Consider the following 25,523-nt stretch of genomic DNA (forward strand, 5'->3'; position numbering starts at 1 on the left):
AACAGATTAGTTTTATCAAATGACGAAAATTATGAAAAAGAAAAGTTTATTTTTAGGAGGTGCATTGATGTTTGCAATGACCTTCAGCACAACAGTCCTTACATCTTGCCACGATGACGACAAGAAGTATGAAGAAGTGGAAGACCCGCTGAGAAGTCAAACTGCCTACTACATTGCAGGTACCATTACCGATGCCAACGGTCCATTGGCAGGAGCCACCGTAAAAAGCGGCGAATACTCTGCCACAACCGATGCAAAAGGCGTATACTCACTGACTGTGAACAAAACCGGCATCTACACGCTCACTGTAACAGCTGAAGGACATGATGACTACGAGGCCACAGCAGAATTTACAGATGGAACAGCCAACCACAGCTTGATGGTGGTAAATGTAAAAATGTCAACAACCATAGAATTCGGCGAGATGCAGGAGGCTGACGGAAGCACCATTGAGGCTCCGAAAATAGAAAATCCGGAAAAGGAGAATGCCGCCACCATCAACATACCCACCGGAGGTACGGAAGAAAACACCAAGATTGCAGCCGTCGTGTTTGAAGAGGCACGTGAGGCCAATCCGGCAACTTCCACACAACCGGAAGCATCAAAGGCTTCTGTAAATAACGTAGCCATCAAGACAGAGCCGGCTGACGCTGTTGCCAAGGAAGATATCATCATTGCCATTCCCAATCCGTCGACTGATGCCAACCTGGGCTATTTTGATCCGGAAAACATGGAAGTGGAATCCAGCGAGGCACCTGCAACCAGAGCCGCTGCTAAAACCGTAGGATTCAACAATAACAATTACATCATTACCATTCCGCAAGGCGAGAAGATAGCCGGCAAATATTCACCTAGAGTGAAATTTACCAAACAAGCTGCCGCCAGTGTAGCAGACGGCTACAACGAAGTGAATGGAAAAGCCGAGGTAATCAAGATTGAGAACAGAGATTACGATGCGCTGGAAAACATCACCCTGACCCTTAAAATCAAGAACGGATGGGACTATACCGTTTCTCCGGCTGAAGCGCTGAAAGCTGCAGGAGCATCCGATGCACTGGCCACATACATCAACAACTACATTGAAACTGAAGAGGGAGGTACGAACGGTTCTTATGAAATTGAACAAAAGCTGACTGCAAGTGTCAGTGGCAACCATGTACTGCTGTATGGCAGCAAGCGCATGGTACGCGTGAAAACATATACCTTTAAAGTAATAGTAGGCAACCAGAGCAAAGACGTAAAAGTAGAGCTGAAAAGCTACACGGGACATCAGGAAGAGTATTCAAACAATCCGGTCAGCCAGCACTCCGGCGGCACCACAGGCGGTCAAGGATAATTTTCTCCACAGTCTGAAACCAATAAAAGCTATTCATTTATGACCATAGCCGTTGATTTTGACGGTACCATTGTAGAACACCGCTATCCCCAGATAGGAGAAGAAATTCCCTTTGCCACCGCTACGCTGAAGATGCTGATAAACGAGCGTCACCGGCTGATTTTATGGTCGGTACGTGAAGGGAAGCTCCTGGAGGAAGCTGTGGAATGGTGTAGGAAACGGGGTGTGGAATTCTATGCCGTCAACCGGGACTATCCGGAAGAAGACATCGCACACACCGGTTTTTCACGCAAAGTAAAAGCCGATCTCTTTATCGATGACCGCAACCTGGGCGGACTGCCCGACTGGGGAAGCATCTACCGCATGGTGCATGACGGGCTGACCTACGAAGAACTGTTTCGCGAAAACAGTGAACCGGTCCGGCAGAAAAAGAAGGGCTTTTGGGCACGTTTGAAAAAATAATATCCGAATGAGATTTTTGACTTATGTCAATTCATAACCCGCAAAAACCTTCTAATTTTGTACTCGAAATAGAGAAAGATTAGTTTTTATAAGAGTAAAGAGATTAGTTTTTAGGGTGCACTAAAAAAATAGGCAATATCCACAACGGTTATTGCCTATTTTTATATATAGCCGGAAGCCAAGTACATCAATACAGACTTCCTTGACCGACTTCCGTAAAGAGCTTCGACAACTTCTCCACCACCGGTTTCATATAACGTTCTCCTTTCTCGGCAGAAGCTTTTTTGGGGTTCCCTACCCCGCTGTCGACTGTAGCCTTATCCCAATGGCGGGGAGCCCAGCCAACCTTTTCATTCAAGGAAGGAATGGCAAACGGTTGGGACTCTCCGTCACCGGCCTCAGCCAGATTCACCAGCTCGGGATGGTAATGCATCATGACGGAAGTCTCAGACTCGCCGGCATGGTCGTCGACAACAGCCTCAAAGTAGTCTTTGGGAGGGACGATGCTGAACCAGTCGGCAGCGATAATCAGAAAATCGGGATACACAAACGCCAGGTCACGAATCATTCCCTTGAAGTTGTTGCCGCCATGACCGCTGAGAATAATCAGCTTACGCATGCCTTGTGCATAGAGGGAAGCAACTATGTCTTCCAGAATGGCCTGCTGGGTGGAATAGCGGGTATGGATGCAGAACGGAAGTTCGCGCTGCCCCGGATTGTGTGCACCGAAAGGTACGGGAGGCATCACCATACAGCGTACACCGGAATTCTGCAAAGCCAGTGCAGCCGCATCTACGGCAATATCATGCGGCAGAATACAATCAGTGAGATAAGGCAGATGCAGATTATGGGGCTCCGTAGCTCCCCAAGGTAGGATGACAACGTCATACTTCACTCCTTTCACCTTTCCATAGCAGGAAACAGTAAGGTCAATTTCTCTTTTTTCCATGATAGTTTATTTTGGGGGTAAATCTTTACCGCAAAAATAAACATTATTCCGTCACATTGAACCTATTGCCGGCGATATTCTTTAGGTGACATACCGGTGTGATGCTTGAAATACTTGCCAAAGAACGACTGGTTGGCAAAGTGCAGCTCGTCTGCAATTTCCTGAATGCTCAGCTCGGAAGACTTCAACAAGGCTTTGGCTTCCAAAACGACGAGACTGTCAATCCATTCGCCCGCCGTCTTTCCGCTGATTTCCTTCACTACGGTGGAAAGGTGCTTGGCAGTGAGGAACATCTTATCAGCATAGTAGGACACACTGCGCTCTTCCTTATAGGACTCGGAAATAGCACGGATAAAGCGCTCGAACAAGTCTTCCTTCCTGCTTTTGGGAATGCGTTCCTGGATGACATGTCCTTGATAGATATTATATATCTCATAAAAAAGGGCCAACAGCAACCCCTGAGTGATTTCCTTACGGAAAGGATTGTCTTTCAGCTTCACCTTGCTCCAAAGAAAAGAGTGATACTCCTGAAACGATTGGGATTCCTCCGGAGTGATGTGAACGAAGGGCCGCTCCTTAATCATGAAAAACATAGGGAAAAGCTGTTGCATAGTAGGTATCACCATATCCATAAAATCCCTTGAGACGGCAATGAAAAGACCGGAAAAATCATCGGAACGCTCGCGTTGCAGAACAATCTGGTCGGGAAGAATAATACCCAACATACCTTCCCGCATTTCACATTGCTGCAGGTTGAGTTCCAGTTTGCACCACCCTTTCAAGCAGACAGTCAGGCAAGCAGCATTCAAACGGGTGGGATAAGAGCTCAAAGGCATGTCCTTGATATCATTAAAAATAGCAAAATCATTGCCGATGAAATCAATCATCGGCAAATGATGTATCTGGGAAATGTCTACATTCCGTATTCTCTTAGTATCCATGGTTTTTGTGCTTTGGCGACAAATGTAGGACTATTTTGCGGAATTTAGCTCTAAAAATTCTTAAATGGAAACTTTTAGTTCATTATCTTGAAACCGATAAAGAAGGTTCTCGGCTGCGTCGGTCCGTAGAAATAACCCGCATCGCGGAATTCCCCTTTATCCAGGTCTTTCTGGAAACTGTTGAAGATGTTCTGTACACCCGTGTTCAACTGGAGTTTGATATGGTCGTGAAGCACAAAGGTGTAGTTCAGCTTCACATTCAGGTCCAGGAATTGGGGAGTATGCTCCATGCGGTCTGAAGTGATATTACAGAAGGCACCCTCGGGAGCATCTTCCGGTGCGTAGTGCGGAACAATCATCTTTCCCGTATAGGTACCGGAAAGAGAGAAATCAAAATTCTTTACCGGTGCGGAGGAGAAAGTGAAGTACCCGTAATAATCAGGTGTACGGGGCATGCGCTTGGTGGTAAGGTCTTCTCCGTCCACCTTCGTCCAGGCTTCCTCATGGGTATAGCGGCTGCGCTGTGCCGTAAATCCGAGCTGGAACTGCGCCTCCTTGCCATGGGCAATCTTTACATCCAGATTGGCACCATATACGCGTGCACCGTTTCCGTTGCGGCGCTCCTTGATGACATCCCCTACTTCGTTCTTGCCGATATCTTCGAGCACAAAGACGTGGCGCAGGTCTGTATAGAAACCTTCCACCAGGATGTTTGCCTGCCAGTGACCCAGATGGGCAGTCCAGTCCACCGAACCGCTGTAACTGTTGGAGCGTTCTTCACTCAGGTTATCGGCGAGTTTGATTTGGACTCCCTTGCCGCCTACTGCCGTCACGTGCAAGTCCTCATCGTATGCCTGCGGAGCACGGAAACCGGTAGAATAAGTCAAGCGTGCCTGAAAATCATCTGTCGGCTTGTAGAGCAGGTTGACGCGGGGGCTGAAAATAAGCTTGTCTATCAGGTTGTGCTTGTCCAGGCGGGCGCCAACCAACATGGTCAGTACATTCATTTTCCACTCATTCTGTACGAAAGCGCTGGCAATGCGGACATCCTGCTCCATGTCACGATGATAGCCGGTCATGACGTCGTGCAGGGAGTTGTTCTGATATTCCAGTCCGCCGGTGAAGGTGGCGGGAGCAAAGAAGCAGTTGTCCATATTGCCCACATACATGCTACCGGCAACCCAAGTCAGGTCTTTCGTCTTGCCGTAAGCATTCATGTCCTTTTGGGCACCATAGTAACTGTTGCGGTCGGTGTGCTGGATGGAGGTGTAAGCTGAAATCTTATGTTTGTACTCTTTCCAGAACAAATCATAGCTCACGCCTCCGCTATTGATGATATGCTTGGTCTGCTCGGTGATGTCCGTCTCATGCGGCTGCAAATCAAATTTATTACCTCCACGACGAAGTTCGTTAGTGGTATGGTATTCCAGATTGATGCGGCTGAAATGCGTAGGACGGTAATAGGCGCGGAAACCGAAGGTATTCATGTTCAGCTTGCCCAGCTCGGAAAAGCCATCGCCATCGCGGTCGTAGGGGTTACGGTTGCGGTAACTCTCATAAAAGGCAATGCCGTAAGAGTTATCTTTGGCAACCAGCGACACATTGCCACCCATATATTGCTCCCAGGACTTGCCGTCCATATTGGAGAACATGCTCGATACCTGGAAGGAATTGTTGATGGGGTCTTTGGTTATAATATTGATAGTTCCTCCCACAGCATTGGCGCCAAACAGGGCAGAGCCTCCGCCACGCACCACTTCTACCCGTTCAATCATGTTCACGGGGATTTGCTCCAATCCGTACACACCGCTCAATGCACTGATGATGGGACGGCTGTTTATCAATATCTGCGAATACGGACCTTCCAAGCCATTGATGCGCACCTGGGGGAAGCCGCAGTTCTGGCAGTTGTTCTCCACGCGCAGGCCCGACTGGTAGTTCAGTGTCTTGGCAAGGTCGGTGGAGTTGACCATCTCGAACAATTTGGTACTCATCACATTTACAACTACCGGAGCTGCCTTGCGGCTTACCTCGTTGCGGTTGGCGGATACCACCACTTCATCGGTCATGAAACTCTCCTCTTCCATCGGGAAATGTATGACGGCAGTAAAGTCCTTGCTCACCGTCACTTCCTTCTCTTGGGTCTTGTAGCCCACTGCCGACACACGGAGCTTGTATTTTCCCGCCGGAAGCTTGCGGAACTCAAATTGTCCTTCTTCATTGGAAACCGTTCCCTGACCACTGCCGATAATCAAAACCGTGGCATACGGTATATTTTCCTCCGTACCTTTCACTATCACATGGCCGGAAATCATATTGCCTTCTTTTATAGGATTTACGGCAAAAGCTACGCTGGCACTTACCACTGCAAGTACCAACGCCAAAATGTATTGTTTCATCAAATTAGCGCTCTAAATAAAAAAAATAATTCAAGTCTGAAAAAAGATAATCATCCGAGATGCCGCACTTCGTTCACTGAAATGCCAGACATTCGAGACTAAAAAGCCTGGTATCTACATACAAAAAATCCAGGCGTTTTTAAACCTAATGACTATGAAAAAAGAGCGGGAGGAGCGCGAAGGGAAAGGGTACGTATAACTTCCCCCTTAACAGTAGGCGTTGCCGGTTTGGCTCTGAGCATGGCCAGCAAAGGACGCATCGGGTGCTGAACCTCATACACATCCGCCCCGGAAGAGCAGAATGCCGACAAATGCCCGATGACCAGAAGGGAAGTCTGGGAGTGAGAGTGTGTGCCATGAAAAGGGTGCGAGTGCGTTATCATCACCCCATTCACATAATGGACGTGAGTGAACGCGGTGATGCTTGCCTGGTACATGATAAACAGTACCAGCAAGCTCAATGCGCCTATAATTTTTTTCTTCTGCTTCACGTCCAAAAACTTATACTATAGATTCTGAGCCGCAAAGATAGTGAATTATTCTTTAACTTTGCCAAACAAGAACTCATAATCACGCTTGGAAGCCGGAGCCGCCCATTCTTCGGGAATGAACTTCCACTGATTCAGCGCACGCGGTTCAATCACCTTCTTTCGCTCGATGTACTGCATCAGATAATAGCGTAAGTCCTTATCCGTAGAGTGGATGATGCGCTCCTTCAATTCATCCTGCGAGATGCCGGAACCCTTTGTCAGCAATTCGCCGCCACCGTTTCCGCGATAAGAATTCACCGCTACCTTATACATTTTATCCATATCGAACGGGGTACCGTCTGCCATGCTGAGAATGGTTACCTTCTCCCCATCCGGCTTGGTCACATCCACCGTGTAGATAATACCCGCCGCAGAATCGAAGTTGAAGCTGAAATTCTTGAATGAGGCCCTATCCGTAGCACCTTCGCGGCGCTTCTCACGGAAGAGAAGGATATGGTCGTCCGGAGACTTCATCCGATTGGTCCACAAATCATACGACATCTCCAAGGCATCGCGTATCTCCTTCCCCGTCAGACGCATGGTGTAAAGCATATTTTCGTACTTATACAGATTGAACATATCGTTCACAAAAATGTCTCCTTTACGGATTTCCGTATCATAGGACAAAGGAGCCGCAAAAGAAATATCCGCTCCGCTGATTGCCAACTGCAATTCGTGGATAAGGTCTATAAAAGCGGAAGAACCGAAATAAGCAGGACGTGTGGAGATAGTCTCGGTAAAAGAACCAATTTTCTTGGAAACAAAATTCTGCACAGCTTCATTTTCGGGGGCAAAGCGTTGCATGAACTCTTCGCTGATGCCGTAGTCTTTCGTATCGGACAGTATGCCGTCTATCTTCTTGCCAACAACCTTGCCGTCACGCAATTTCAAGGTTATATCCACATTACTCACAACGGCACCGTTGCTGGCAGGGTCCATCACCAGTACCGAGTCACCGGCTATGTTGCACACCCTCTTGCATTCGCGCGCATGGTCGTGCCCCATTAGGACAATATCGAATCCCGGCACGTTGCACGCCACTTCTACGGAAGCGTTTTCGCGATACTTGCCTCCCATCAGCTGGGCATCCTGGCCGGCATGGAACATACCGATAACCAAATCAGGCTTTTCCTGCTCACGGATAATCTTCATCCATTTGCGGGCAGTCTCCTCCATATCGTCGAAACGCAGCCCTTTCCACAGATTCTCTGAAAGCCACACGGGGATGGCAGGAGTTATCATACCGAGAACCACAATTTTCACTCCGTCACGTTCCAGCACCTCATAGGGTTTGAAATGGGTTTCTCCGGTAGCAGTATCCACAATATTGGCACCCAATATCGGAAAACGGCAGTCACCTGCCCAACGGTCGAAAACGGTACGGCCGGTCTCTACGTCATGGTTACCCATATTGCCGGCATTATACCCCATGAAATTCATCATCTCCGCTGCCAGATGAGGGGCAACGGTATCTATGTAATTATAATAATAGGCTGTGGGCTGTCCCTGCAGAATGTCACCATTGTCCAAGAGAATCAGATTTTTGCCATAAGCCTCACGTTCTTTTTGCACCAAAGCATGCACACGTGCCAGACTGCCGGTTGCCTCCCGGCGGCGTATAAAGTCGTAGGGATAGTAGTTTCCGTGTATATCACTGGTCTGTACGACTTTCAGTTTCACCTCTCTTTCCTGCGCAAGCAGTATGCTTGTCAGGACAAAAATCCAGATAAAAAAACAACTAAATCTTTTCATATTTCCTTATTTCTTGTCGGTTCTTATAAGTTCATAGGATGGGTAAACATAAACCGTGCTCCATCCGTATAGGCAGGATCTATCCAAATCTCGCCGCCCCACTTCTCAACGGTCAGCTTACAGATGGACAAGCCCAAGCCGGTTCCCTGCACATATTCGTTCAGCTTCTCGAAACGTTCGAACACCCGTTTCTGTTTGTCCAATGGAATGCCGCAACCGGTGTCAGTCACCGAGAATACTGCAACATTCCCCGCCGTATCCAGCTCCAGCTTCAAGGTTATCGTACCTTCTTTTGTAAACTTGTCCGCATTGGAAAGCAGATTTATCACAACCTGCTGTAAACGCTGCACATCCGTCCGCATCTCCACTACCTCACGTTCACACTCAAATAAGAATTGATTGGTCGACCTGCGTGCCTGGGCCACGGAAGCTACTACCTGCTGGCATATCTGCACTACATTGCAACTCTCCAAAGAAAGGATGACGCGGTCGGCCTCCAAACGGGACACATCCAATATGTCATTAATCAACCGAAGCAGCAAATCAGAGTTGGTCCTAATAATCTCGAAATAGCCACGCTGTTCTTCTTCCGAGGCTCCTCCGGCAGACAGCACGTCCGAGAAGCCCACAATCGCATTCAATGGAGTACGGATTTCGTGGCTCATATTGGCAAGGAAAGCACTCTTCAGACGGCTGGATTCTTCGGCACGGTCTTTTGCTTCGCGCAAGGCACCCTCGGATACCTCCAGTTCATCCTTCAACTTCTTTGTATGATAATAAAAGTAAAGGGAAACGAACAAACCGCCCAACAGCACCAACAGAACAGCACCGACAGACCAGATATGATACTTGTACTGTTCGTAGAAAGAAGGGGTTACGTTCAGCATCTTTACCGGCTGCGGAAGGCCGGTGATATTCAGTTTCTTTTCCTTCACAAGTTTACCGTCCAGTATGGTCTCATTCGGAATGATTTCCATATGGGTCTCACTATCCTGAGGGGTGGTCAGCAGGCGGTAGGACTGTCTTGCCATCTCCTTGCCCAAAGCACGGTAGGCAGGAACGACACCTGCCACAGCCCAATATCCCAAGCCTACGGAACTGAGCGAGAAAGTGGGCAAAGTGGGAGCTGCTTCCATCATGGCGTAGGTTGCATTCCGCATGAAGTAACCATCGTTCATGTCCACACGCCATGTCCCCATCAATATAGCTGTATTTTCCGGTAACTCATGCAATCTGTCACAAATGGTATATATGGTATGGACGCGTCCGTCCAGCAGAATCAGGTTGAGTTCCGGAAACTTCTGCATCTCCTTCACTACATAGGCTTGCATGGCAACGCCGCCATAACTGTTGTCTGAGACAAAAGCGATATTCTTGGTGCCGGGATACATCTGCTTTATCATATTGATGTTGGCCTCCACATCATACTCATAAACGAAGCCAGCCTTGATAGGCGAACTGGGGAAATCCGTGAAGAAGTCGACGGATTCGGGCATCCAGGTCTTTAAGTCGACCGTATCGCCCGGCAACAATATGGCGTTACGGCTGGACAATGCACTTACGACCGGAGTATTGCCGCGTATAGAGTCGGGCAGAGAAAGATAGGCAGCCCAAGCCTCCTGCCCAATAAGGACGGTCAGCGCCGGACTGTTATCGCCCTGGTATTTGGACAATAGCTCCACCATCCTCCGTTCCCAAAGGGGAGATTCGGAGAAGCTTTTGCAGTTCATGTTTTCCAATGCGATGGTGTTTGTCCCGCCCAGGCGTTGGAACTCCTCCATAAAGTCTGAGATGTTGCCGGAAGTACGGCCGGCATCCGGATTATAGGAACTGATAATCAGTACCGGATGTTCTCCTGTGATAGAGAACACCGGTAACAGACAGCAGAATAATGCTATGATACATGACGATATGGCACGAGACACATCAGTCATTAAGTTTGTAGTCATTAATGCCATAAAGTATGGCGTAGGACTTTGCTAAATTTGCTTTTTCAAATTTAGCCATAAATGTGGTGTCACTCTCGGCATTGGTATCACGATGTTTTGCTTCGTTAAAGTCATAAATATCCTTCAGGCCTACGGGAACGCCCTCCTCATCAAAGAAGATTGTCGCACAGCCCAAGGCATAATCAAATTCATCATTCTCATAGAAAGAAATGGTTTGGGAATAATAGACCTTTCCTTTAATGATTACCTTCTGTGGGCCATGAAACAGCTTCTCGCTTGCCGCACGCGAGGCAACAGCCGCTTTCGCAATCCGCTCAAAGACTTCTGACGACACGGTCATAGTTTGACCTTTTTTTGTAAAATACCAAAGCAGGCATTGTTTTTCAAAATCGCTATTCACTTTTGCCATGAAATGCTTCAATACCTCCTCAAGGTTTTTGCCGAAATGTGTTTGAGCCTCATTTTCGGCTGCTTTCACTAACGTATTGATAAATGTAGTGAGCATTTTATCTAAAATCGATTGACCTTTAGCTTCTTCCATATTTATTGTTTATTAGTTCGTTATAGTTGACAAACTTCGCAATAATAAATGATTTTTCCAAGAATATGGGGTTTATTTTCGTACGACGATTGTTTTTCGTACTTTTGGCATCCATTATAAAAAGAGAGAACCGATGATACAACATTTCCACCGCATGATATCTGCCGCCCTCGGCATATCAGAGAAACAAATAGTACAGACCCTCGGATTGCTGAACGATGGTGCCACCATCCCCTTCATCAGCCGCTACCGAAAGGAAGTGACGGGAGGACTGGACGAAGTGCAGATTGAATCCATAAAGACCCACTACGAGAAGCTGAACGAAATCGCCAAACGTAAAGAAACCATCCTGAACACCATACAGGAACAAGGTAAACTGACCACCGAACTTCAGAAACGTATCGAGGAGACTTGGGACAATACCCTACTGGAGGACATCTACCTCCCCTACAAGCCCAAACGGAAAACACGTGCCGAAGCAGCCCGCCAAAAAGGACTGGAACCCCTCGCCACCCTGCTGATGCTGCAACGTGAGCCCCATCCGGAGGAACGCGCCGCCGGTTATGTGAAAGGAGACGTGAAGAACGTGGAAGATGCACTGAAAGGTGCCCGTGACATCATAGCCGAGCATGTTAGCGAAGACGAACGTGCCCGAAACAGCGTGCGAAACGCATTTGCCCGCCAAGGCATACTGACCGCCAAAGTGGTGAAAGGCAAAGAAGAGGAAGCGACCAAATACCGTGACTACTTCGACTGCTCCGAATCGTTGAAGCGATGCAGCTCCCACCGCCTGCTCGCCATCCGGCGTGCCGAAGCGGAAGGCCTGCTGAAAGTCAGCATCAGCCCGGACGATGAGGAGTGCGTGGAACGGCTGGAACGCCAATTCGTGCGAAGCAACAACGCCTGCGGACAGCAAGTGGCAGAAGCCGTGCAGGATTCCTACAAACGCCTATTGAAGCCATCCATAGAGACGGAATTTGCCACGCAAAGCAAAGAGCGTGCCGACGAGGAAGCCATCAAGGTATTTGCCGAAAATCTCCGTCAGTTGTTGCTGGCTTCACCACTGGGGCAAAAGCGTGTGATGGGTATAGACCCCGGATTTCGTACGGGTTGTAAAGTTGTGTGCCTCGATGCACAAGGAAATCTGCTCCACAATGAGAACATCTACCCCCACCCTCCGGTCAGCAAGCAAAAAGAGGCATTTGCCAAGCTGCAAATGATGATAGAGTCTTATAAGATAGATGCCGTAGCCATAGGTAACGGAACTGCCAGCCGCGAGACGGAGGAGTTCTTGAAACATCAGCGCTTCAACCGTGACATACAGATATTCATCGTCAGCGAGCAGGGAGCTTCCATCTATTCGGCCTCTAAAATTGCACGGGACGAGTTTCCCGACTACGACGTCACCGTACGCGGTGCTGTGTCCATAGGCAGACGACTGATGGACCCGCTGGCAGAGTTGGTAAAGATTGACCCGAAATCTATTGGTGTGGGGCAATACCAGCATGACGTGGACCAAACCAAGCTGAAAAAATCACTGGACCAGACCGTAGAAAACTGTGTAAACTTGGTAGGTGTCAACCTGAACACCGCAAGCAGCCATCTACTGACCTACATCTCGGGATTGGGGCCGCAACTGGCACAGAACATTGTGAACTATCGTGCCGAAAACGGTGCCTTCACCTCGCGCAAGGAACTGATGAAAGTACCTCGTATGGGTGCCAAGGCGTTTGAGCAATGTGCCGGCTTCCTACGCATTCCGCAGGCAAAGAATCCGCTGGACAATACTGCCGTACACCCGGAAAGCTATTGTATCGTAGAACAAATGGCAAAGGACTTGGGTTGCAGCGTAGCCGAGCTGATAGCCAGCCGGGAGCTGCGTCTGAAGATTAATCCCGAACGCTACCTCTCCCCCACCGTGGGCATGCCGACACTGAAAGACATCCTGCAAGAGCTGGACAAGCCCGGACGTGACCCACGCGGACCGATAAAGATATTTGAATTTGACAAGAACGTGCGCACCATCAACGACCTGCGCGAAGGCATGGAATTGCCCGGCATCGTAGGAAACATCACCAACTTCGGCGCATTTGTCGACATAGGCATCAAGGAAAACGGACTGGTACACCTCTCCCAACTCGCCGACAGATTCATATCAGACCCTAATGAAGTAGTGTCCATTCATCAACATATACGCGTAAAGGTACTCAGCATAGATATGGACCGGAAACGCATACAGCTGACAATGAAAGGAGTGGAACAGAATTAGGGATTAATGATTAGGGATTAATGATTAGTGGTTAATGGTTTCCGTATTAATCATTAATCATTAATCCCTAATCATTAATCCCTAATCCCTTATAATAGTGTCTTAAGATAATTACTGTACCAAGCACTAAAAGTAGTGAACACAGAATAGAGCCTTCGAACCCGAAAGTTCCTCCATTTATCAGATTTTCTTCCGGAAAGTGAAGAATCAGCAGATTCTCATTGCTAAATTCATTTCCACTGACTTTATATCCCAAAACAGAACCTTGAATCCAGTTCCAGAACCAATGCAAGGCAATGGGGAAACAGAGGTTGCGCGTGTATATATAGGAAGCTCCCAAGAAACAACCCGCCAGCATGATATTCAAAAACGGGACGAAGGCAAAGCTGGGATTGAAAAGATGCATCAACGAAAATAACACCGCAGAGATAAGCAATGCCACAAACTTATTGACGCCTCCATCCAGCATACGCCCTAAAATGAAACCGCGTCCAATAACTTCTTCCGTAACTGCCACTAAAAAATAAAGCAAAAGACTCGACAACAACGAAATGGGAGAAAACAAGACCCCTGCCACTTCCACAGCCCCCAACAATAAAGACAAGCCAAAACCAACTGCATACAAGAACACGACAAACAAAGCTCCGTTCAGCAGGCTTCTACCCCATCCCTTCAAAGACAAGCCCAAGCCCGAAAAAGGAAGCTTCCTAAAGCCCAGCACCATACAAGCGGCAATAAGCCCACTGGCCAACATCAAGACTTCATTCAACATCATTAAATAGACGCTCATCCCACCAGCTTGTGTCTTCAACTCAGGGAAAGCAATCGCAAAAGGTATGGCAAACAAAAACAGAAAAATCATAAAAAGTACAGTAAACAGTACTATATCAACGAATGCCAGCCAAATACGTTTTGTTTTACTCATAGCAACACACTCTTCCTTCACTGTTTCTTCCGTCTCCATTTGTATCTCATTTTGATTAATATCCGACAAAAATAATAATAAAAAGAAAAAACTTCATGTATTCCTGCCGGTTTCTTCTTATATTTGAAAAATCAATCTGGAATCGACAAACATGAAACTAAGAAAAATACTTTTAGCCGTTGCCGGACTGGCGTTAATGCTGAATGCCTCGGCACAAAAATCCAAAAGATACTACGTGGCCAAACCTGGCACCCTGGTGGAACTGATGACAGAAGCGGAAGCCAATGAAATCACCCAACTGACCCTGCAGGGCAAGCTGAATGCCGTAGATTTCAGGCATCTACGGGATGAATTCAAAAACCTGCAACTGCTGGACATTTCCAATGCCTCCATCAGCATGTATGCAGGCAAGAACGGGACTTATCCAAACCGTTTTTATGTATATCCTGCCAATTGCATTCCGGCATATGCCTTCTGCAAGCAAATGGACGACAGTACATTTGTAGGTAAGGAGACGCTGACCAGGATTATCCTTTCCGACAAGACCAAGAACATCGAAGATGCTGCCTTTAAGGGATGCAAAAATCTCAAGATATGCCAGATACGGAAGAAAACGGCTCCCAATCTGTTGTCCGAAGCATTGGCCGATAGCGTTACAGCCATATTTGTTCCATTGGGATGCAGTGACTCCTATCGTACCAAAAAGAAATGGGAAACCTTTGCATTCATTGAAGGAGAACCACTGACAGTAAATGTGCAGATTGGTAAAATGGGCAGCCTTGCCAGCGAACTGTTAAGAGCCGGATTTCAGCCCAAAGACGTTAACTTTCTGACCGTTGAAGGAAAAATGGACGAAGCCGACTTCACATTGATACGCGACTATATGCCCAATCTGGTTTCCATCGACATGACCAACAGTAATGCCACTGCAATTCCCGACTATACTTTCACCCAAAAGAAGTATCTGCTGAACGTACGGCTCCCGCAAGAGCTTAGAAGCATTGGACAGCGTGCATTCAGTGGCTGCGGCCGTTTGTGCGGCACGCTGGTGCTTCCTGCCAGTGTAACCGCCATTGAGTACGGAGCATTTATGGGATGCGACAACCTGCGCTATGTGCTTGCCACGGGGAATAAGATTACCACGCTAGGCGACAACCTTTTCGGCGAAAGCCAAGGCAAAATTATATATAAGGAGAAACAATAACTCAGACTATTCCCCGCCTTAATAAGAACAAAGAGACTCTTTTAATAGCAAAAGAAGGTGTGTCAGAATGATAGCTAAAAATCATTCTAACACACCTTCTTCTTTTTTTCAATATCGCACAAGCCTTTATTAAACCAAAAAGATATGAAAGAAGAATCGTTCCATCATGATGGAACGATTTAAAATATGCTTATTTAGTCCTTAGCTTCCGTTATCACTTTGTTGCGTACATACGTGCACGCAACTCCTTGATGTGGTCTGAAGTGATGTATTCGTCATACTCCATCATCTTGTCGATAATACCGTTCGGAGTCAATTCGATGATACGGTTGGCAACCGTCTGAATGAACTCGTGGTCGTGGGATGAGAAAAGGATATTGCCTTTATAGGTCTTTAGATTATTGTTGAATGCCTGGATAGACTCCAAGTCGAGGTGATTGGTAGGTGTATCCAGAATCAAGCAATTGGCATTGCGCAGCTGCATACGTGCAATCATGCAACGCATCTTCTCACCTCCCGACAATACGCTTGCTTTCTTCAGCACCTCCTCGCCGGAGAACAGCATACGTCCCAGGAAGCTCTTCATATAGACTTCATTGCCTTCACCGAACTGGCTCAACCAGTCCACCAGATTCAGGTCTGTATTAAAGAATGCAGTATTGTCCAGCGGCAGGTAAGCGGTGGTGATAGTCACACCCCAGTTGAAAGTACCTGCATCCGGTTTCATATTCTCGTTGATAATCTCGAACAGGGCGGTCATGGCACGCGGGTCGTGCGAAAGGAATACAATCTTGTCTCCCTTCTCTACGTTGAAGTTGACGTCGCGGAACAGCACCGTACCATCTTCCAGCGTTTTCGTCAAACCGGAAACTTCCAGAATCTGATTACCCGGTTCGCGTTCGGGCGTAAAGATGATGCCCGGATACTTACGTGATGACGGCTTGATTTCTTCTACATTCAGTTTCTCCAACATCTTCTTGCGGCTGGTAGTCTGCTTGCTCTTTGCCACATTGGCACTGAATCGGCGGATAAACTCTTCCAGCTCTTTCTTCTTCTCCTCGGCCTTTGCCTTCTGGTTCTGCTGCTGACGGAGCGCCAGCTGGCTGGACTCGTACCAGAAGCTATAGTTACCGGCAAAGAGGTTAATCTTTCCGTAGTCGATGTCCACCGTATGCGTACAAACGGAGTCGAGGAAGTGACGGTCGTGGCTTACCACCAGCACCGTATGCTCAAAGTTGGAGAGGTACTCTTCCAGCCAAGTCACGGTCTCCATATCCAAGTCATTGGTAGGCTCGTCCAGCAGCAAGTTATCAGGATTTCCATAGAGAGCTTGCGCCAGCATGACACGCACCTTTTCTTTGTTGTTCAACTCACCCATCAACAGATAATGCTTGTCTTCCTTGATACCCAAACCACTCAACAAGGCGGCAGCATCGCTTTCGGCATTCCAGCCGTCCAACTCGGCAAATTTCTCTTCCAATTCGGAAACCTTCAGCCCATCCTCGTCTGTGAAATCCTCTTTGGCATACAGCACTTCACGCTGCTTCATGATATCCCACAACACCGTGTGTCCCATCATCACCGTGTCCATCACCGTAAAAGCATCCCACTTGAAGTGGTCCTGGCTCAAAACGGAAAGACGCTCTCCCGGAGCCAGCATGATGGAGCCCGTCGTAGGGTCCAGCTCCCCGGAAATCGTTTTCAGGAAAGTAGATTTTCCGGCGCCGTTGGCACCGATGATACCATAACAGTTACCACTTGTAAACTTCAAGTTTACGTCATTGAACAACACTCTTTTACCAAACTGTACTGAGACATTAGAGACTGTAATCATCTTTATATTTACGATTTATTTATTTACAATTTACTATTTAATACCTATTAGTCTGCGAATTGCGAGTGCAAAGATAGTTATTTTTCCATGAATAGACACAGAGAAGCGCTGTCAATCTGACATAAAAGTATTACCTTTGCAGCGTTTTCGGCAAAAATATCCGTTTTGGCAAAGTTTTTGCTGGAGCACTAATATCGTATTAACTTAAACCCTTAACAGCAATGAAAGCTAAATCATTTTACAAGAATAATAAGCATAACAATATGAATCCGAAAGAAAAAGAAAACAACCAGGAAGAGGAGCTGAAAACTCAAGCTACTCCTAACGAATGTGACGAAGAAACTGTCGGACAAGAAACTTCACAAGAAAACGAAGCTCCCCTGACAGAAGAAGAAAAGCTCGCCCAGGAACTGGAAAAGGCCAATGAACAGATTGAAGAGCAGAAGGACAAATACCTGCGCTTGTCTGCCGAGTTTGACAATTACCGCAAACGTACCATGAAGGAGAAAGCAGAACTCATCCTGAACGGTGGTGAAAAGAGTATCAGCAGTATCCTACCCATTGTGGATGACTTTGAACGCGCCCTCAAAAACATGGAGACAGCCACCGACGTAGCCGCCGTAAAAGAAGGCGTTGAACTTATCTACAACAAGTTCATGTCTGTATTGGGACAAAACGGCGTTAAGGTAATAGAGACAAAGGAACAACCGCTCGATACAGACTATCACGAAGCCATCGCCGTGATTCCGGCACCCAATGAAGCACTGAAAGGCAAAATTCTGGACTGTGTACAAACCGGTTACATCCTAAACGACAAAGTGATCCGTCATGCCAAAGTGGTAGTCGGAGAATAACATAAAACTGTATGGAAAAAAGAGATTACTACGAAGTATTGGAAGTCGAAAAGACAGCAACGGTAGAAGAAATAAAGAAAGCCTATCGCAAGAAAGCCATCCAATATCATCCGGACAAGAATCCGGGCGACAAAACAGCCGAAGAGAAATTCAAGGAAGCGGCAGAGGCATACGACGTACTAAGCAATCCGGACAAGCGTGCCCGCTACGATCAGTTTGGTCATGCCGGACTGGGTGGTGCCGCCGGTAATGGTGGTCCGTTCGGCGGCTTCAGTGGAGGCATGTCCATGGACGACATCTTCTCCATGTTCGGTGACATCTTTGGCGGACACAGTGGAGGTTTCGGCGGTTTTGGAGGTTTCGGCGGAGGCGGTGGAGCACAACAACAACGCCGTTACCGTGGTTCGGACCTGCGTGTCAAGGTGAAACTGAACCTCAAGGAAATCTCTACCGGCGTGGAAAAGAAATTCAAACTGAAGAAATACGTGCCTTGTACCCACTGTCATGGTACGGGAGCCGAAGGTGACGGTGGTTCAGAGACCTGCCCGACTTGTAACGGCAGCGGCACGGTAATCCGTAACCAGCAAACCATACTCGGCACCATGCAGACAAGAACCACCTGCCCGACATGTGGCGGTGAGGGCAAAATCATCAAGAACAAGTGTAAGGAGTGTGCCGGTGAAGGCATTGTATACGGTGAAGAAGTAGTAACCGTAAAAATTCCGAAAGGCGTTGCAGAAGGTATGCAACTCTCTATGGGAGGAAAAGGAAACGCAGGCAAGCACAACGGCGTGCCGGGAGACCTGCTGATTCTTGTAGAGGAAGAGCAAGACCCGAACCTGATACGCGATGAAAATGACTTGATTTACAACCTGCTCCTCAGCTTCCCGACAGCAGCCTTGGGTGGTGCGGTAGAAATTCCCACGATTGATGGAAAGGTGAAAGTAAAAATTGACTCAGGTACGCAACCGGGAAAAGTACTCCGCCTGCGCGGCAAAGGTTTACCCAACGTGAACGGGTACGGCACGGGAGATTTGCTGGTAAATGTCAGCGTATATGTACCCGAAACGCTGAGCAAGGATGAGAAGAGAGCATTGGAGGAGATGGAAGAATCGGATAACTTCAAGCCGAACACTTCGATTAAAGAGAAAATATTCAAAAAGTTCAAGAGCCTGTTTGACTAATAACATGGTACATAAAGAAGCCTCCCGGTATACAATAAAATATATCGGGAGGCTTTCTTATGGGTTTATCGGGGAAAATGTTAAAGCTCCAACATCCGCTTCATAAAAGCCTTTATTCCCTCCACATCAGAAGCCTGAGGAGCCCACGAAGCCAAATCCTCTGAGGGTAGAGGCTGATATGGGCCTTTTTTAATTTCAAAAATAACAGTACCTGACTCCAAGGCAATAATACTATGCCATGTATTAGAAGGAATCTCCAGACCATATTTACCTTCCGAAGGATTGAGGCATACCTTATCTGTTACATTACCGGCATCATCATAAAAAAATGCCAGCAGACTTCCACGCAAAACCAGATAAGTTTCTTCCTTATCTGTATGACGGTGAGGAGGAAGATAAGTTCCCGGTTCCAAAGCATTCAGCAACCGATGAATAGGAGCATCCATAGACGCATGAAAATTATAATTCATACGTAAACGGGAGTTCTCCTTAGCTCGTGAAGTAACGGTATCCAGCAGCTCTTCTGTTATCAGCTTCATCATAACTTCAGCAATTGGGCAAACTTGGCAGGAAGTTCTGCTTTGCACGCCTCAATAGACAAACTTTTTCCTTCATTATTTACTAATATAGCAGCCTTCTGCAAGGAAGCCAATGAGGTAACTTCCGACACATTACCGGCAACAAACAAACATCCGGAAAAAAGAGGAGTAATCACCTTCCGGGTATGCCCTTTCCATTTTACAAACACAGCCTGCATCGGGCAATATGTAGTATATCCCGCAGCATTCAAACGCTGCATCAACTTATGTTCAGACTTGGGTGCTGTGTACAATGCATGCCAGCACATCATATCATTATCCGTCATCATATTGTTTGCTTTTTCCATCCCTTTAATAAATCTTTTACAAATAATATCCATCCCACACTGCCGACACCTGCCAAGAACATGAAGCCGATCAAAATCATCAATTTATTGGGCTTTGCAGGCTTCAAAGGTACCGTAGCCGGCTGGACAACCGTATATACCGGTGTAATCTCCTGCACCTTAGCTCTTGCCATCTGCAATTGTTGAGACACTTGTGTATATACTTGATAGGCTAAATTCATTTCATTCTGTAAACGCTCTTGCTCTGCGCGATAACTCAGCAATATTATATTCTGGTTTGCATCTACAAAATTTGCGTATTTCTTCTGGGCAGACTCATAACTGGCCTTTGCTTCTCCATAAAGTTTTTCGGTAAATGCCAAATCATGACGAGCCTTATTAGTCCGATAATCTGTGATGTAGTTCTGCAGGCAATGCATCACGGTATCCGTCAGCGAAGCAGATATCAAAGGATCCTGCATAGTAACAGACAAGGTTGTCACACCTGTCTTTTTGTCTACGGAAACAGAGATACGTTTACTTAAAGCATCTGCAATGGCAGACTCATCTCTAGTGAGACGAAAAGGATCCAGCTTTGCATCCCCCTCTTCCGGTTCATCCTTAAACAAAGACAATGTCCATCCTAACACCTTAAAAGGAGCGGAGAAAATTGCACTCCACCAAGGAGAACGCTGTTCCTCTTTCAAATAAGCATACAGAGTTGTGTCTACTTTTGCTTTCTGATCCTTGACTTTAACATCGAACAGTTCAATCAGAAAAGGAGTAGAACTTACAATATCAGGATAAAGTTCGGGTGACAAAGCATCTTCACCAGAAGAAGTACCCAAATTGATACCCGCCATGGCTGCAAGGGCTCCCATACTTCCGCCACCAGATTTACCACCACTCTCCGGAGCCAACGTCACACTTGTAGAATACTCCTTAGGAATACTAAATGCAACAACCAGTCCAACAAGGGCAGCGATACCACACGCCTTAAAAACCAATTTGCGACTAGCCCATACTTTCTGGGCCAGTTCTATCAAATCTATTTCTTGTTCCTCAGGTTGTGGAGAGGTTATGTTTTGTATTTTTTCTTCGCTCATAATTCAAATTACTTAAAGAGATTAACCATAGTCGCAATCATCGCTGCAATAGAAGCTGTCGTACTTCCCATTCCCAGAATTTCAGTGGTAGTCATCTTCCTTTTCTGTTCTTTACTTGGAACAATTATTTCACAACCTGGTTCAATGGCTTTCTTGTTTCCTGCTCTTAAACGAGAAACTGTACCATTCATGTATATTACATAGACCTTGCGTTTCTTGGCGTCATTACCAAAACCACCAGCCTGGTTGATGTAATATTTCAAGCTTTCACCCTTTTTATATAAAACTGTATTCGGATACATTACAGCACCGTTGATTTTCACTGTACTTACGTACTCCGGAACAAATAATACATCTCCCTCGCGAAGCACCATATCAGCATCTGAACCAGGATTTTTCAAGGCCTCTCCCAGATTTATACCTACAGAATAGGTATCGGACAAATCCAATCTTTTTACAGATATGGAATCTCCGCCTCCCGCTTGCGCCATACGCAGAGCATCTTCCTTACGGCGGAATTCTTCTTCGGTCATCCTACGTATAAGACGCGCTCCTTTTATATAAGCATCGGGAGTTACTCCACCAGCCTTAGCTATCAAGTCACTCAAACGTTCATTCTTTTTCGATAGTGCATAATTACCGCTAAAAAGGACTTCTCCACCCACCATAACATTCTGTTGTTTAAAATAGGACGGACTCTTACGAACATAAATTTCATCAAAAGGCTCAAGATGGAAATCCTGGCTTCCTTCTCCCACCAATAAGCCATCTTTCAAATCAAAAGAGAAATTCTGGCCTACTGTAGTACTGAAAGATGTACTCTTCGGATCTTTCATGCGCCGTGCAACTTCAACCTTTGTTGTAGCCGCCGCCTCCAACAAGCCACCAGCCTGCAACACCAAATCCTCTACTGTCATTTTATCAGAATAGAGATATGTACCCGGATTGGCAACTTCACCATGGATGGTAAGTGTAGCTTCTTCCTTCAAGTCATGAATACTTGGAATATATAAAATGTCATTCTTCTGCAAAGGAATATCTGCAGCTGTCCCGTTCAGCAAACCTTTCACATCTACTTGTATAATCTCATGCGACAAGTCTTCAAGCTCACGATCGATTATAGCACGGTTTAAGAATGCATCTCCGCGAAGTCCTTCCGCTTTCTTAATCAGCTGCTTCACTGTATTCATCATACCGTCCAACTGGTACAAACCTTCACGATATACAGCACCGCGGACTTCCACACGATTCTCAAAACGCTGTAAAACGGAATCAACCGTTATCTTATCACCGTCATCTACGCGGAATACGGAATAATCCATCTCATCCACATTATAAATTTGATGCTCACGTCCACTTTTACGGATTATACGTAATGCTTTCTTATAAGCATCACCCGTAAAACCACCTGAATACTTCAATAATGTACCTACGGTTTCAGTGGATTTCATTTCATAAAACATCGGACGTTTTACCTTACCTAATATCTGTACCAGGGACTGGTAAGGATCCACAAGAATTACATCACCATCCTGCAGACGGATGTCATCCTTCATTTTTCCTTTCATAAGTAAATCGTAAACATCCAAATCCGCTATTGTATTTCCATTGCGAATCACTTTAATACTGCGCAAACTACCAATCGGATTCACACCACCTGCACGATATAAAGCATGAAATACGGAAGCAAATGATGAGAGGGTATAAGTTCCGGGCACCACAACTTCACCCATAACGTTTACTTGAATAGAACGTATTTCTCCTAATGTCAGTTTAACTTGGGTAGACGGAACATTTCCGGTTACTCCAGAATATATTCTGGCAAATTCTTGTTTCAAATAATTATTGGCTTCCTTTACAGTTTTGCCACTCAGATAAACCGGTCCTAAATTATTCACAAGAATACTTCCTTCCGGAGAGATTGTTTGTCGAATCGTTGTTTCAGAAGCTCCCCACACATCAATAATCACCTCGTCACCAGGTCCCAGACGATAATTCTCGGGAGTAGCAACATTCACATTGGGTTCGAAAGTCAAATTATCGTTAGTAAAAATATTATGACCATAAATTTGCGAAGTCGGATCCTCTGTTTCCTTCTCTTGAGACAAGGAACGATTATCCATCATTTGTAAAGAATCCCCTGCAACATCCGTTTGTCTGGCAGAATAAGTTTCCGAGGTTGTACGCAGCCCTTTGACTACGCCACTCATTTCACCACGTTGACGAGAACGCTTCTCATCTTGGGTATTGCTCTGCGGACTTCCAGATTTAGAGTTTTCATACTTTTTCTGAATTCTTTCAACTTGTTCCTTTGTCACTCCCCGCCGCATTAATTCAGTAGTAATCTGCTTTTGATTTTTGCCCATCTGCTGAGCGCTTTTTACATACTGAACAACCTGATCATCTGACATCTGCTGAGCAAAAGCTACCCCTGACAAAGTAAATACCAAAAAGAATAGTGTTATTAATCTACGCATAAGATATTCTGATTAATCTTTTGAGTTCTTGTAATAAATATAAATCGGGCACAAAGGTAATATATTATTTTTATAATATACATTTATTCCACCTCTAAGTTTCAGAAAAAGCATTAAAAAGCTGTCACTTTCACGTCTTTTCATTGGGTAGAAGAAAGCGGGAAAATTGGCACTATTTTTTTCATTAGTCCAATCAAAATAGCCTTTTTTTCAGTATAACTATGTTGCACCAAGGCCAGCACTTCTTCCCGCACATGTTCATAATCATCAACAGATGCCTTTTCACGCTTTATCTTTTCACTGATTACAGAATCCAAAAGTCCATCCCCAGGCCCTCCCACAATGTACACTTCTCCCCCATCCCCCATGACTCCCACTTCCAGGGTGAGCATACAAGCTTCAGACAAGGTAATCAAACAATGAGTATTCGTCGGATACACCTCACCCAAACGTACTATGAACATATCAGTTTCCCCTTTGTCGCGTTTCAACCTGCAATCAGATGACTGCACATATATTTCCGCCACACGCTTACTATATTCCATAGCATTTTCCGGATGACGTGCATTAGCAGCAGATATCATAACCATACGGGACACTCTATACTTTACCGCCAGGTCTGCAATATTCACTGTCCCCGATATATTCGTTTGAATTGCCTCCGACACAAAATCATCCATCAGTTGTACATGCTTATAAGCAGCAGAATGAAAAACAAGTTGAGGACGTGTTTCTTCAAATATAGCCTCCATACGCGTACGGTTAGCAACATCTGCAACCAATACACGGACCTCCAGATTCTTCCAATGATCAGACAATTCCAACTGTACATCATACAATGGGGATTCTGCCTGATCTACCAGAATCAACTGATAAGGATTCAGTGTAGCCAACTGGCGGACGATTTCCCTTCCTACAGCTCCCGCCGCTCCCGTAACCATTACTCTACGCCCCTCGATATGGGCCGTAATTTTACGCACGTCAACTTGTACCGGTTCTCTACGGAGCCAATCTTCTATTTGAATGTCCTTTATCAGTCCATCGTCCATACAATCGCTTAAGGGAGGAACGGTCATTACATGAATATCATGAGAGAACAGTTTATCCAGCATTCCGGAATTTTCCAAATCCGACACCTTGCTTGGAGAGATAATGATTGTATCCACTTTCTTTTTCTTTAGACGGTCAAACAGCTGCTCATCATTGGGATATACCCTGCATCCCATCGTATGTTTACCTATCATATCAGGTTCGTCCGAAATAAAGCCACGCAGGCGATAATGATTATTACGACTAACTCTCAAGGATTTTGCAACATTGACTCCAGTCCCATGGAATCCATAAATAAAAACATTCACGCAATGACGTGCATCAAAAGCAATAGCTTCATAAAGCATCTTCACAGCAATGCGCATACAAGCCATCAGAGAGAAGGTGAACATATATGCCATAAACAGAATGCTGTTCGGCAAAGTTTCTCCAAGCCCCGAAACAGACCAACAGCAATTCCCTAAAAACAGTACAACATAGCTTATCGTAAGACTCCAAAACACACGATAAATATCTACAAAAGAGGAAAAACGGATAACACCCACATAAGTACGGAGAATATGAAAGAAACAGATATTACACAAGACAGCCCAAATGGTCAGCCATACATACAAAGAAATTTCATAAGATACGGACGAAAGCCTATATTGCAAAAAACATGCAGAAAGCATGGAAATCACAACGATAATTACATCTACCAACAGCACCGTCCATTTGGACGCTATGCGTGAAGAAAGATATTTATAATAGATTCTTAAATTCATAATCAGTATCAGACTTATTTGCTATAGGACCTACGACAAAGATGCTTCTTTTCGTTTTATTATCCAATTTTTATGGCAATAAAGTTCAGGACATTCAAATAGAAAATTATCCCACTAAAATATTTCTAAAAA

The 25,523-nt window shown here is 45.9% G+C and carries 20 protein-coding genes; 6 read left to right on the plus strand and 14 right to left on the minus strand.

Translation table 11 applies throughout. From position 1 onward, the window contains the following. Window positions 1-31 precede the first annotated feature (31 nt). Together DWZ67_RS09055 and DWZ67_RS09060 are read left to right on the plus strand one after the other, a co-directional pair. Window positions 32-1,336: a carboxypeptidase-like regulatory domain-containing protein gene (locus DWZ67_RS09055; protein ID WP_195299691.1), complete on the plus strand. Its 1,305-nt coding sequence runs from the start codon at window positions 32-34 to the stop codon at window positions 1,334-1,336. A 39-nt stretch (window positions 1,337-1,375) separates the two neighbouring features. Beyond that, window positions 1,376-1,798, plus strand: coding sequence for a BT0820 family HAD-type phosphatase (locus DWZ67_RS09060; RefSeq protein WP_005827961.1), 423 nt, complete (start codon window positions 1,376-1,378; stop codon window positions 1,796-1,798). A 187-nt stretch (window positions 1,799-1,985) separates the two neighbouring features. Here DWZ67_RS09060 and DWZ67_RS09065 read toward each other — a convergent pair whose 3' ends face one another. The 7 genes from DWZ67_RS09065 to DWZ67_RS09095 all read right to left on the minus strand — a co-directional run bounded on the left by DWZ67_RS09065 (window position 1,986) and on the right by DWZ67_RS09095 (window position 10,859). Continuing rightward, window positions 1,986-2,747: a creatininase family protein gene (locus DWZ67_RS09065; protein ID WP_120138652.1), complete on the minus strand. Its 762-nt coding sequence runs from the start codon at window positions 2,745-2,747 to the stop codon at window positions 1,986-1,988. A gap of 62 nt (window positions 2,748-2,809) precedes the next feature. Further along, a complete protein-coding gene (locus DWZ67_RS09070; protein ID WP_005836102.1) occupies window positions 2,810-3,688 on the minus strand; it encodes a helix-turn-helix domain-containing protein in 879 nt (292 codons plus the stop codon). Between the two features lie 74 nt (window positions 3,689-3,762). Continuing rightward, window positions 3,763-6,087, minus strand: a complete 2,325-nt coding sequence (locus tag DWZ67_RS09075) for a TonB-dependent receptor (RefSeq protein ID WP_120138654.1) — start codon at window positions 6,085-6,087, stop codon at window positions 3,763-3,765. Between the two features lie 152 nt (window positions 6,088-6,239). Continuing rightward, a complete protein-coding gene (locus tag DWZ67_RS09080; RefSeq protein WP_081027288.1) occupies window positions 6,240-6,578 on the minus strand; it encodes a hypothetical protein in 339 nt (112 codons plus the stop codon). A 45-nt stretch (window positions 6,579-6,623) separates the two neighbouring features. Then, complete coding sequence (locus DWZ67_RS09085; protein ID WP_120138656.1) at window positions 6,624-8,369, minus strand: bifunctional metallophosphatase/5'-nucleotidase; 1,746 nt, start codon at window positions 8,367-8,369, stop codon at window positions 6,624-6,626. Window positions 8,370-8,392: 23 nt separating this feature from the next. Continuing rightward, window positions 8,393-10,303 (minus strand): sensor histidine kinase, encoded by a 1,911-nt coding sequence (locus DWZ67_RS09090; protein WP_120138658.1) that lies wholly within the window; start codon window positions 10,301-10,303, stop codon window positions 8,393-8,395. Next, entirely contained in the window at window positions 10,296-10,859 is a 564-nt protein-coding gene (locus tag DWZ67_RS09095; protein WP_098032103.1) for a hypothetical protein, read from the minus strand. The genes DWZ67_RS09090 and DWZ67_RS09095 overlap by 8 nt, the downstream gene beginning before the upstream one ends. Window positions 10,860-10,992: 133 nt before the next feature. Here DWZ67_RS09095 and DWZ67_RS09100 point away from each other — a divergent pair, with 133 nt between their 5' ends. Continuing rightward, window positions 10,993-13,128: a Tex family protein gene (locus DWZ67_RS09100; RefSeq protein ID WP_120138660.1), complete on the plus strand. Its 2,136-nt coding sequence runs from the start codon at window positions 10,993-10,995 to the stop codon at window positions 13,126-13,128. Window positions 13,129-13,195: 67 nt separating this feature from the next. Here DWZ67_RS09100 and DWZ67_RS09105 read toward each other — a convergent pair whose 3' ends face one another. Further along, window positions 13,196-14,092: a CPBP family intramembrane glutamic endopeptidase gene (locus tag DWZ67_RS09105; protein WP_120138662.1), complete on the minus strand. Its 897-nt coding sequence runs from the start codon at window positions 14,090-14,092 to the stop codon at window positions 13,196-13,198. Window positions 14,093-14,204: 112 nt separating this feature from the next. On the opposite strand from DWZ67_RS09105, the gene DWZ67_RS09110 reads away from it, so the two are divergent. Further along, window positions 14,205-15,257: a leucine-rich repeat domain-containing protein gene (locus DWZ67_RS09110; RefSeq protein ID WP_005827936.1), complete on the plus strand. Its 1,053-nt coding sequence runs from the start codon at window positions 14,205-14,207 to the stop codon at window positions 15,255-15,257. A 214-nt stretch (window positions 15,258-15,471) separates the two neighbouring features. Here the strand turns inward: DWZ67_RS09110 and DWZ67_RS09115 are convergent, their stop codons facing one another. Further along, entirely contained in the window at window positions 15,472-17,091 is a 1,620-nt protein-coding gene (locus DWZ67_RS09115) for an ABC-F family ATP-binding cassette domain-containing protein (protein WP_005827934.1), read from the minus strand. Window positions 17,092-17,312: 221 nt separating this feature from the next. On the opposite strand from DWZ67_RS09115, the gene DWZ67_RS09120 reads away from it, so the two are divergent. Both DWZ67_RS09120 and dnaJ read left to right on the plus strand, forming a co-directional pair. After that, a complete protein-coding gene (locus tag DWZ67_RS09120) occupies window positions 17,313-17,945 on the plus strand; it encodes a nucleotide exchange factor GrpE (RefSeq protein ID WP_005827933.1) in 633 nt (210 codons plus the stop codon). An 11-nt stretch (window positions 17,946-17,956) separates the two neighbouring features. Next, window positions 17,957-19,129 carry a molecular chaperone DnaJ gene (gene dnaJ, locus DWZ67_RS09125; protein WP_120138664.1) on the plus strand — a complete coding sequence of 391 codons (1,173 nt, stop codon included), beginning with the start codon at window positions 17,957-17,959 and terminating at the stop codon, window positions 19,127-19,129. Window positions 19,130-19,209: 80 nt separating this feature from the next. On the opposite strand, the gene DWZ67_RS09130 is transcribed toward dnaJ, so the two are convergent. The 5 genes from DWZ67_RS09130 to DWZ67_RS09150 all read right to left on the minus strand — a co-directional run bounded on the left by DWZ67_RS09130 (window position 19,210) and on the right by DWZ67_RS09150 (window position 25,391). Continuing rightward, window positions 19,210-19,668, minus strand: coding sequence for a WbuC family cupin fold metalloprotein (locus DWZ67_RS09130; protein ID WP_044468723.1), 459 nt, complete (start codon window positions 19,666-19,668; stop codon window positions 19,210-19,212). Beyond that, the gene (locus tag DWZ67_RS09135; protein WP_044468720.1) at window positions 19,668-20,015 is read right to left on the minus strand and encodes a UpxY family transcription antiterminator; all 348 of its coding nucleotides are present in this window, start codon (window positions 20,013-20,015) and stop codon (window positions 19,668-19,670) included. The genes DWZ67_RS09130 and DWZ67_RS09135 overlap by 1 nt, the downstream gene beginning before the upstream one ends. Beyond that, window positions 19,994-21,100: a Wzz/FepE/Etk N-terminal domain-containing protein gene (locus tag DWZ67_RS09140; protein WP_044468719.1), complete on the minus strand. Its 1,107-nt coding sequence runs from the start codon at window positions 21,098-21,100 to the stop codon at window positions 19,994-19,996. The genes DWZ67_RS09135 and DWZ67_RS09140 overlap by 22 nt, the downstream gene beginning before the upstream one ends. 8 nt (window positions 21,101-21,108) lie before the next feature. Next, window positions 21,109-23,577 (minus strand): SLBB domain-containing protein, encoded by a 2,469-nt coding sequence (locus tag DWZ67_RS09145; RefSeq protein WP_117703615.1) that lies wholly within the window; start codon window positions 23,575-23,577, stop codon window positions 21,109-21,111. Window positions 23,578-23,717: 140 nt separating this feature from the next. Further along, window positions 23,718-25,391, minus strand: a complete 1,674-nt coding sequence (locus DWZ67_RS09150) for an SDR family NAD(P)-dependent oxidoreductase (RefSeq protein WP_117703614.1) — start codon at window positions 25,389-25,391, stop codon at window positions 23,718-23,720. Between the last annotated feature and the right edge of the window lie 132 nt (window positions 25,392-25,523).

This window comes from Bacteroides sp. AF34-31BH, from assembly GCF_003602795.1.
GTDB lineage: Bacteria > Bacteroidota > Bacteroidia > Bacteroidales > Bacteroidaceae > Bacteroides > Bacteroides uniformis.

What these genes read in the sequence shown, in the direction of transcription:
- DWZ67_RS09070 (WP_005836102.1), bottom strand. Translation starts at nt 3,688, where the DNA reads ATGGATACTAAGAGAATACGGAATGTAGACATTTCCCAGATACATCAT.
- DWZ67_RS09060 (WP_005827961.1), top strand. Translation starts at nt 1,376, where the DNA reads ATGACCATAGCCGTTGATTTTGACGGTACCATTGTAGAACACCGCTAT.
- DWZ67_RS09055 (WP_195299691.1), top strand. Translation starts at nt 32, where the DNA reads ATGAAAAAGAAAAGTTTATTTTTAGGAGGTGCATTGATGTTTGCAATG.
- DWZ67_RS09140 (WP_044468719.1), bottom strand. Translation starts at nt 21,100, where the DNA reads ATGAGCGAAGAAAAAATACAAAACATAACCTCTCCACAACCTGAGGAA.
- DWZ67_RS09130 (WP_044468723.1), bottom strand. Translation starts at nt 19,668, where the DNA reads ATGAAGCTGATAACAGAAGAGCTGCTGGATACCGTTACTTCACGAGCT.
- DWZ67_RS09100 (WP_120138660.1), top strand. Translation starts at nt 10,993, where the DNA reads ATGATACAACATTTCCACCGCATGATATCTGCCGCCCTCGGCATATCA.
- DWZ67_RS09075 (WP_120138654.1), bottom strand. Translation starts at nt 6,087, where the DNA reads ATGAAACAATACATTTTGGCGTTGGTACTTGCAGTGGTAAGTGCCAGC.
- DWZ67_RS09145 (WP_117703615.1), bottom strand. Translation starts at nt 23,577, where the DNA reads ATGCGTAGATTAATAACACTATTCTTTTTGGTATTTACTTTGTCAGGG.
- DWZ67_RS09115 (WP_005827934.1), bottom strand. Translation starts at nt 17,091, where the DNA reads ATGATTACAGTCTCTAATGTCTCAGTACAGTTTGGTAAAAGAGTGTTG.
- DWZ67_RS09090 (WP_120138658.1), bottom strand. Translation starts at nt 10,303, where the DNA reads ATGACTGATGTGTCTCGTGCCATATCGTCATGTATCATAGCATTATTC.
- DWZ67_RS09120 (WP_005827933.1), top strand. Translation starts at nt 17,313, where the DNA reads ATGAAAGCTAAATCATTTTACAAGAATAATAAGCATAACAATATGAAT.
- DWZ67_RS09105 (WP_120138662.1), bottom strand. Translation starts at nt 14,092, where the DNA reads ATGGAGACGGAAGAAACAGTGAAGGAAGAGTGTGTTGCTATGAGTAAA.
- DWZ67_RS09065 (WP_120138652.1), bottom strand. Translation starts at nt 2,747, where the DNA reads ATGGAAAAAAGAGAAATTGACCTTACTGTTTCCTGCTATGGAAAGGTG.
- DWZ67_RS09150 (WP_117703614.1), bottom strand. Translation starts at nt 25,391, where the DNA reads ATGAATTTAAGAATCTATTATAAATATCTTTCTTCACGCATAGCGTCC.
- DWZ67_RS09085 (WP_120138656.1), bottom strand. Translation starts at nt 8,369, where the DNA reads ATGAAAAGATTTAGTTGTTTTTTTATCTGGATTTTTGTCCTGACAAGC.
- DWZ67_RS09135 (WP_044468720.1), bottom strand. Translation starts at nt 20,015, where the DNA reads ATGGAAAAAGCAAACAATATGATGACGGATAATGATATGATGTGCTGG.
- dnaJ (WP_120138664.1), top strand. Translation starts at nt 17,957, where the DNA reads ATGGAAAAAAGAGATTACTACGAAGTATTGGAAGTCGAAAAGACAGCA.
- DWZ67_RS09110 (WP_005827936.1), top strand. Translation starts at nt 14,205, where the DNA reads ATGAAACTAAGAAAAATACTTTTAGCCGTTGCCGGACTGGCGTTAATG.
- DWZ67_RS09095 (WP_098032103.1), bottom strand. Translation starts at nt 10,859, where the DNA reads ATGGAAGAAGCTAAAGGTCAATCGATTTTAGATAAAATGCTCACTACA.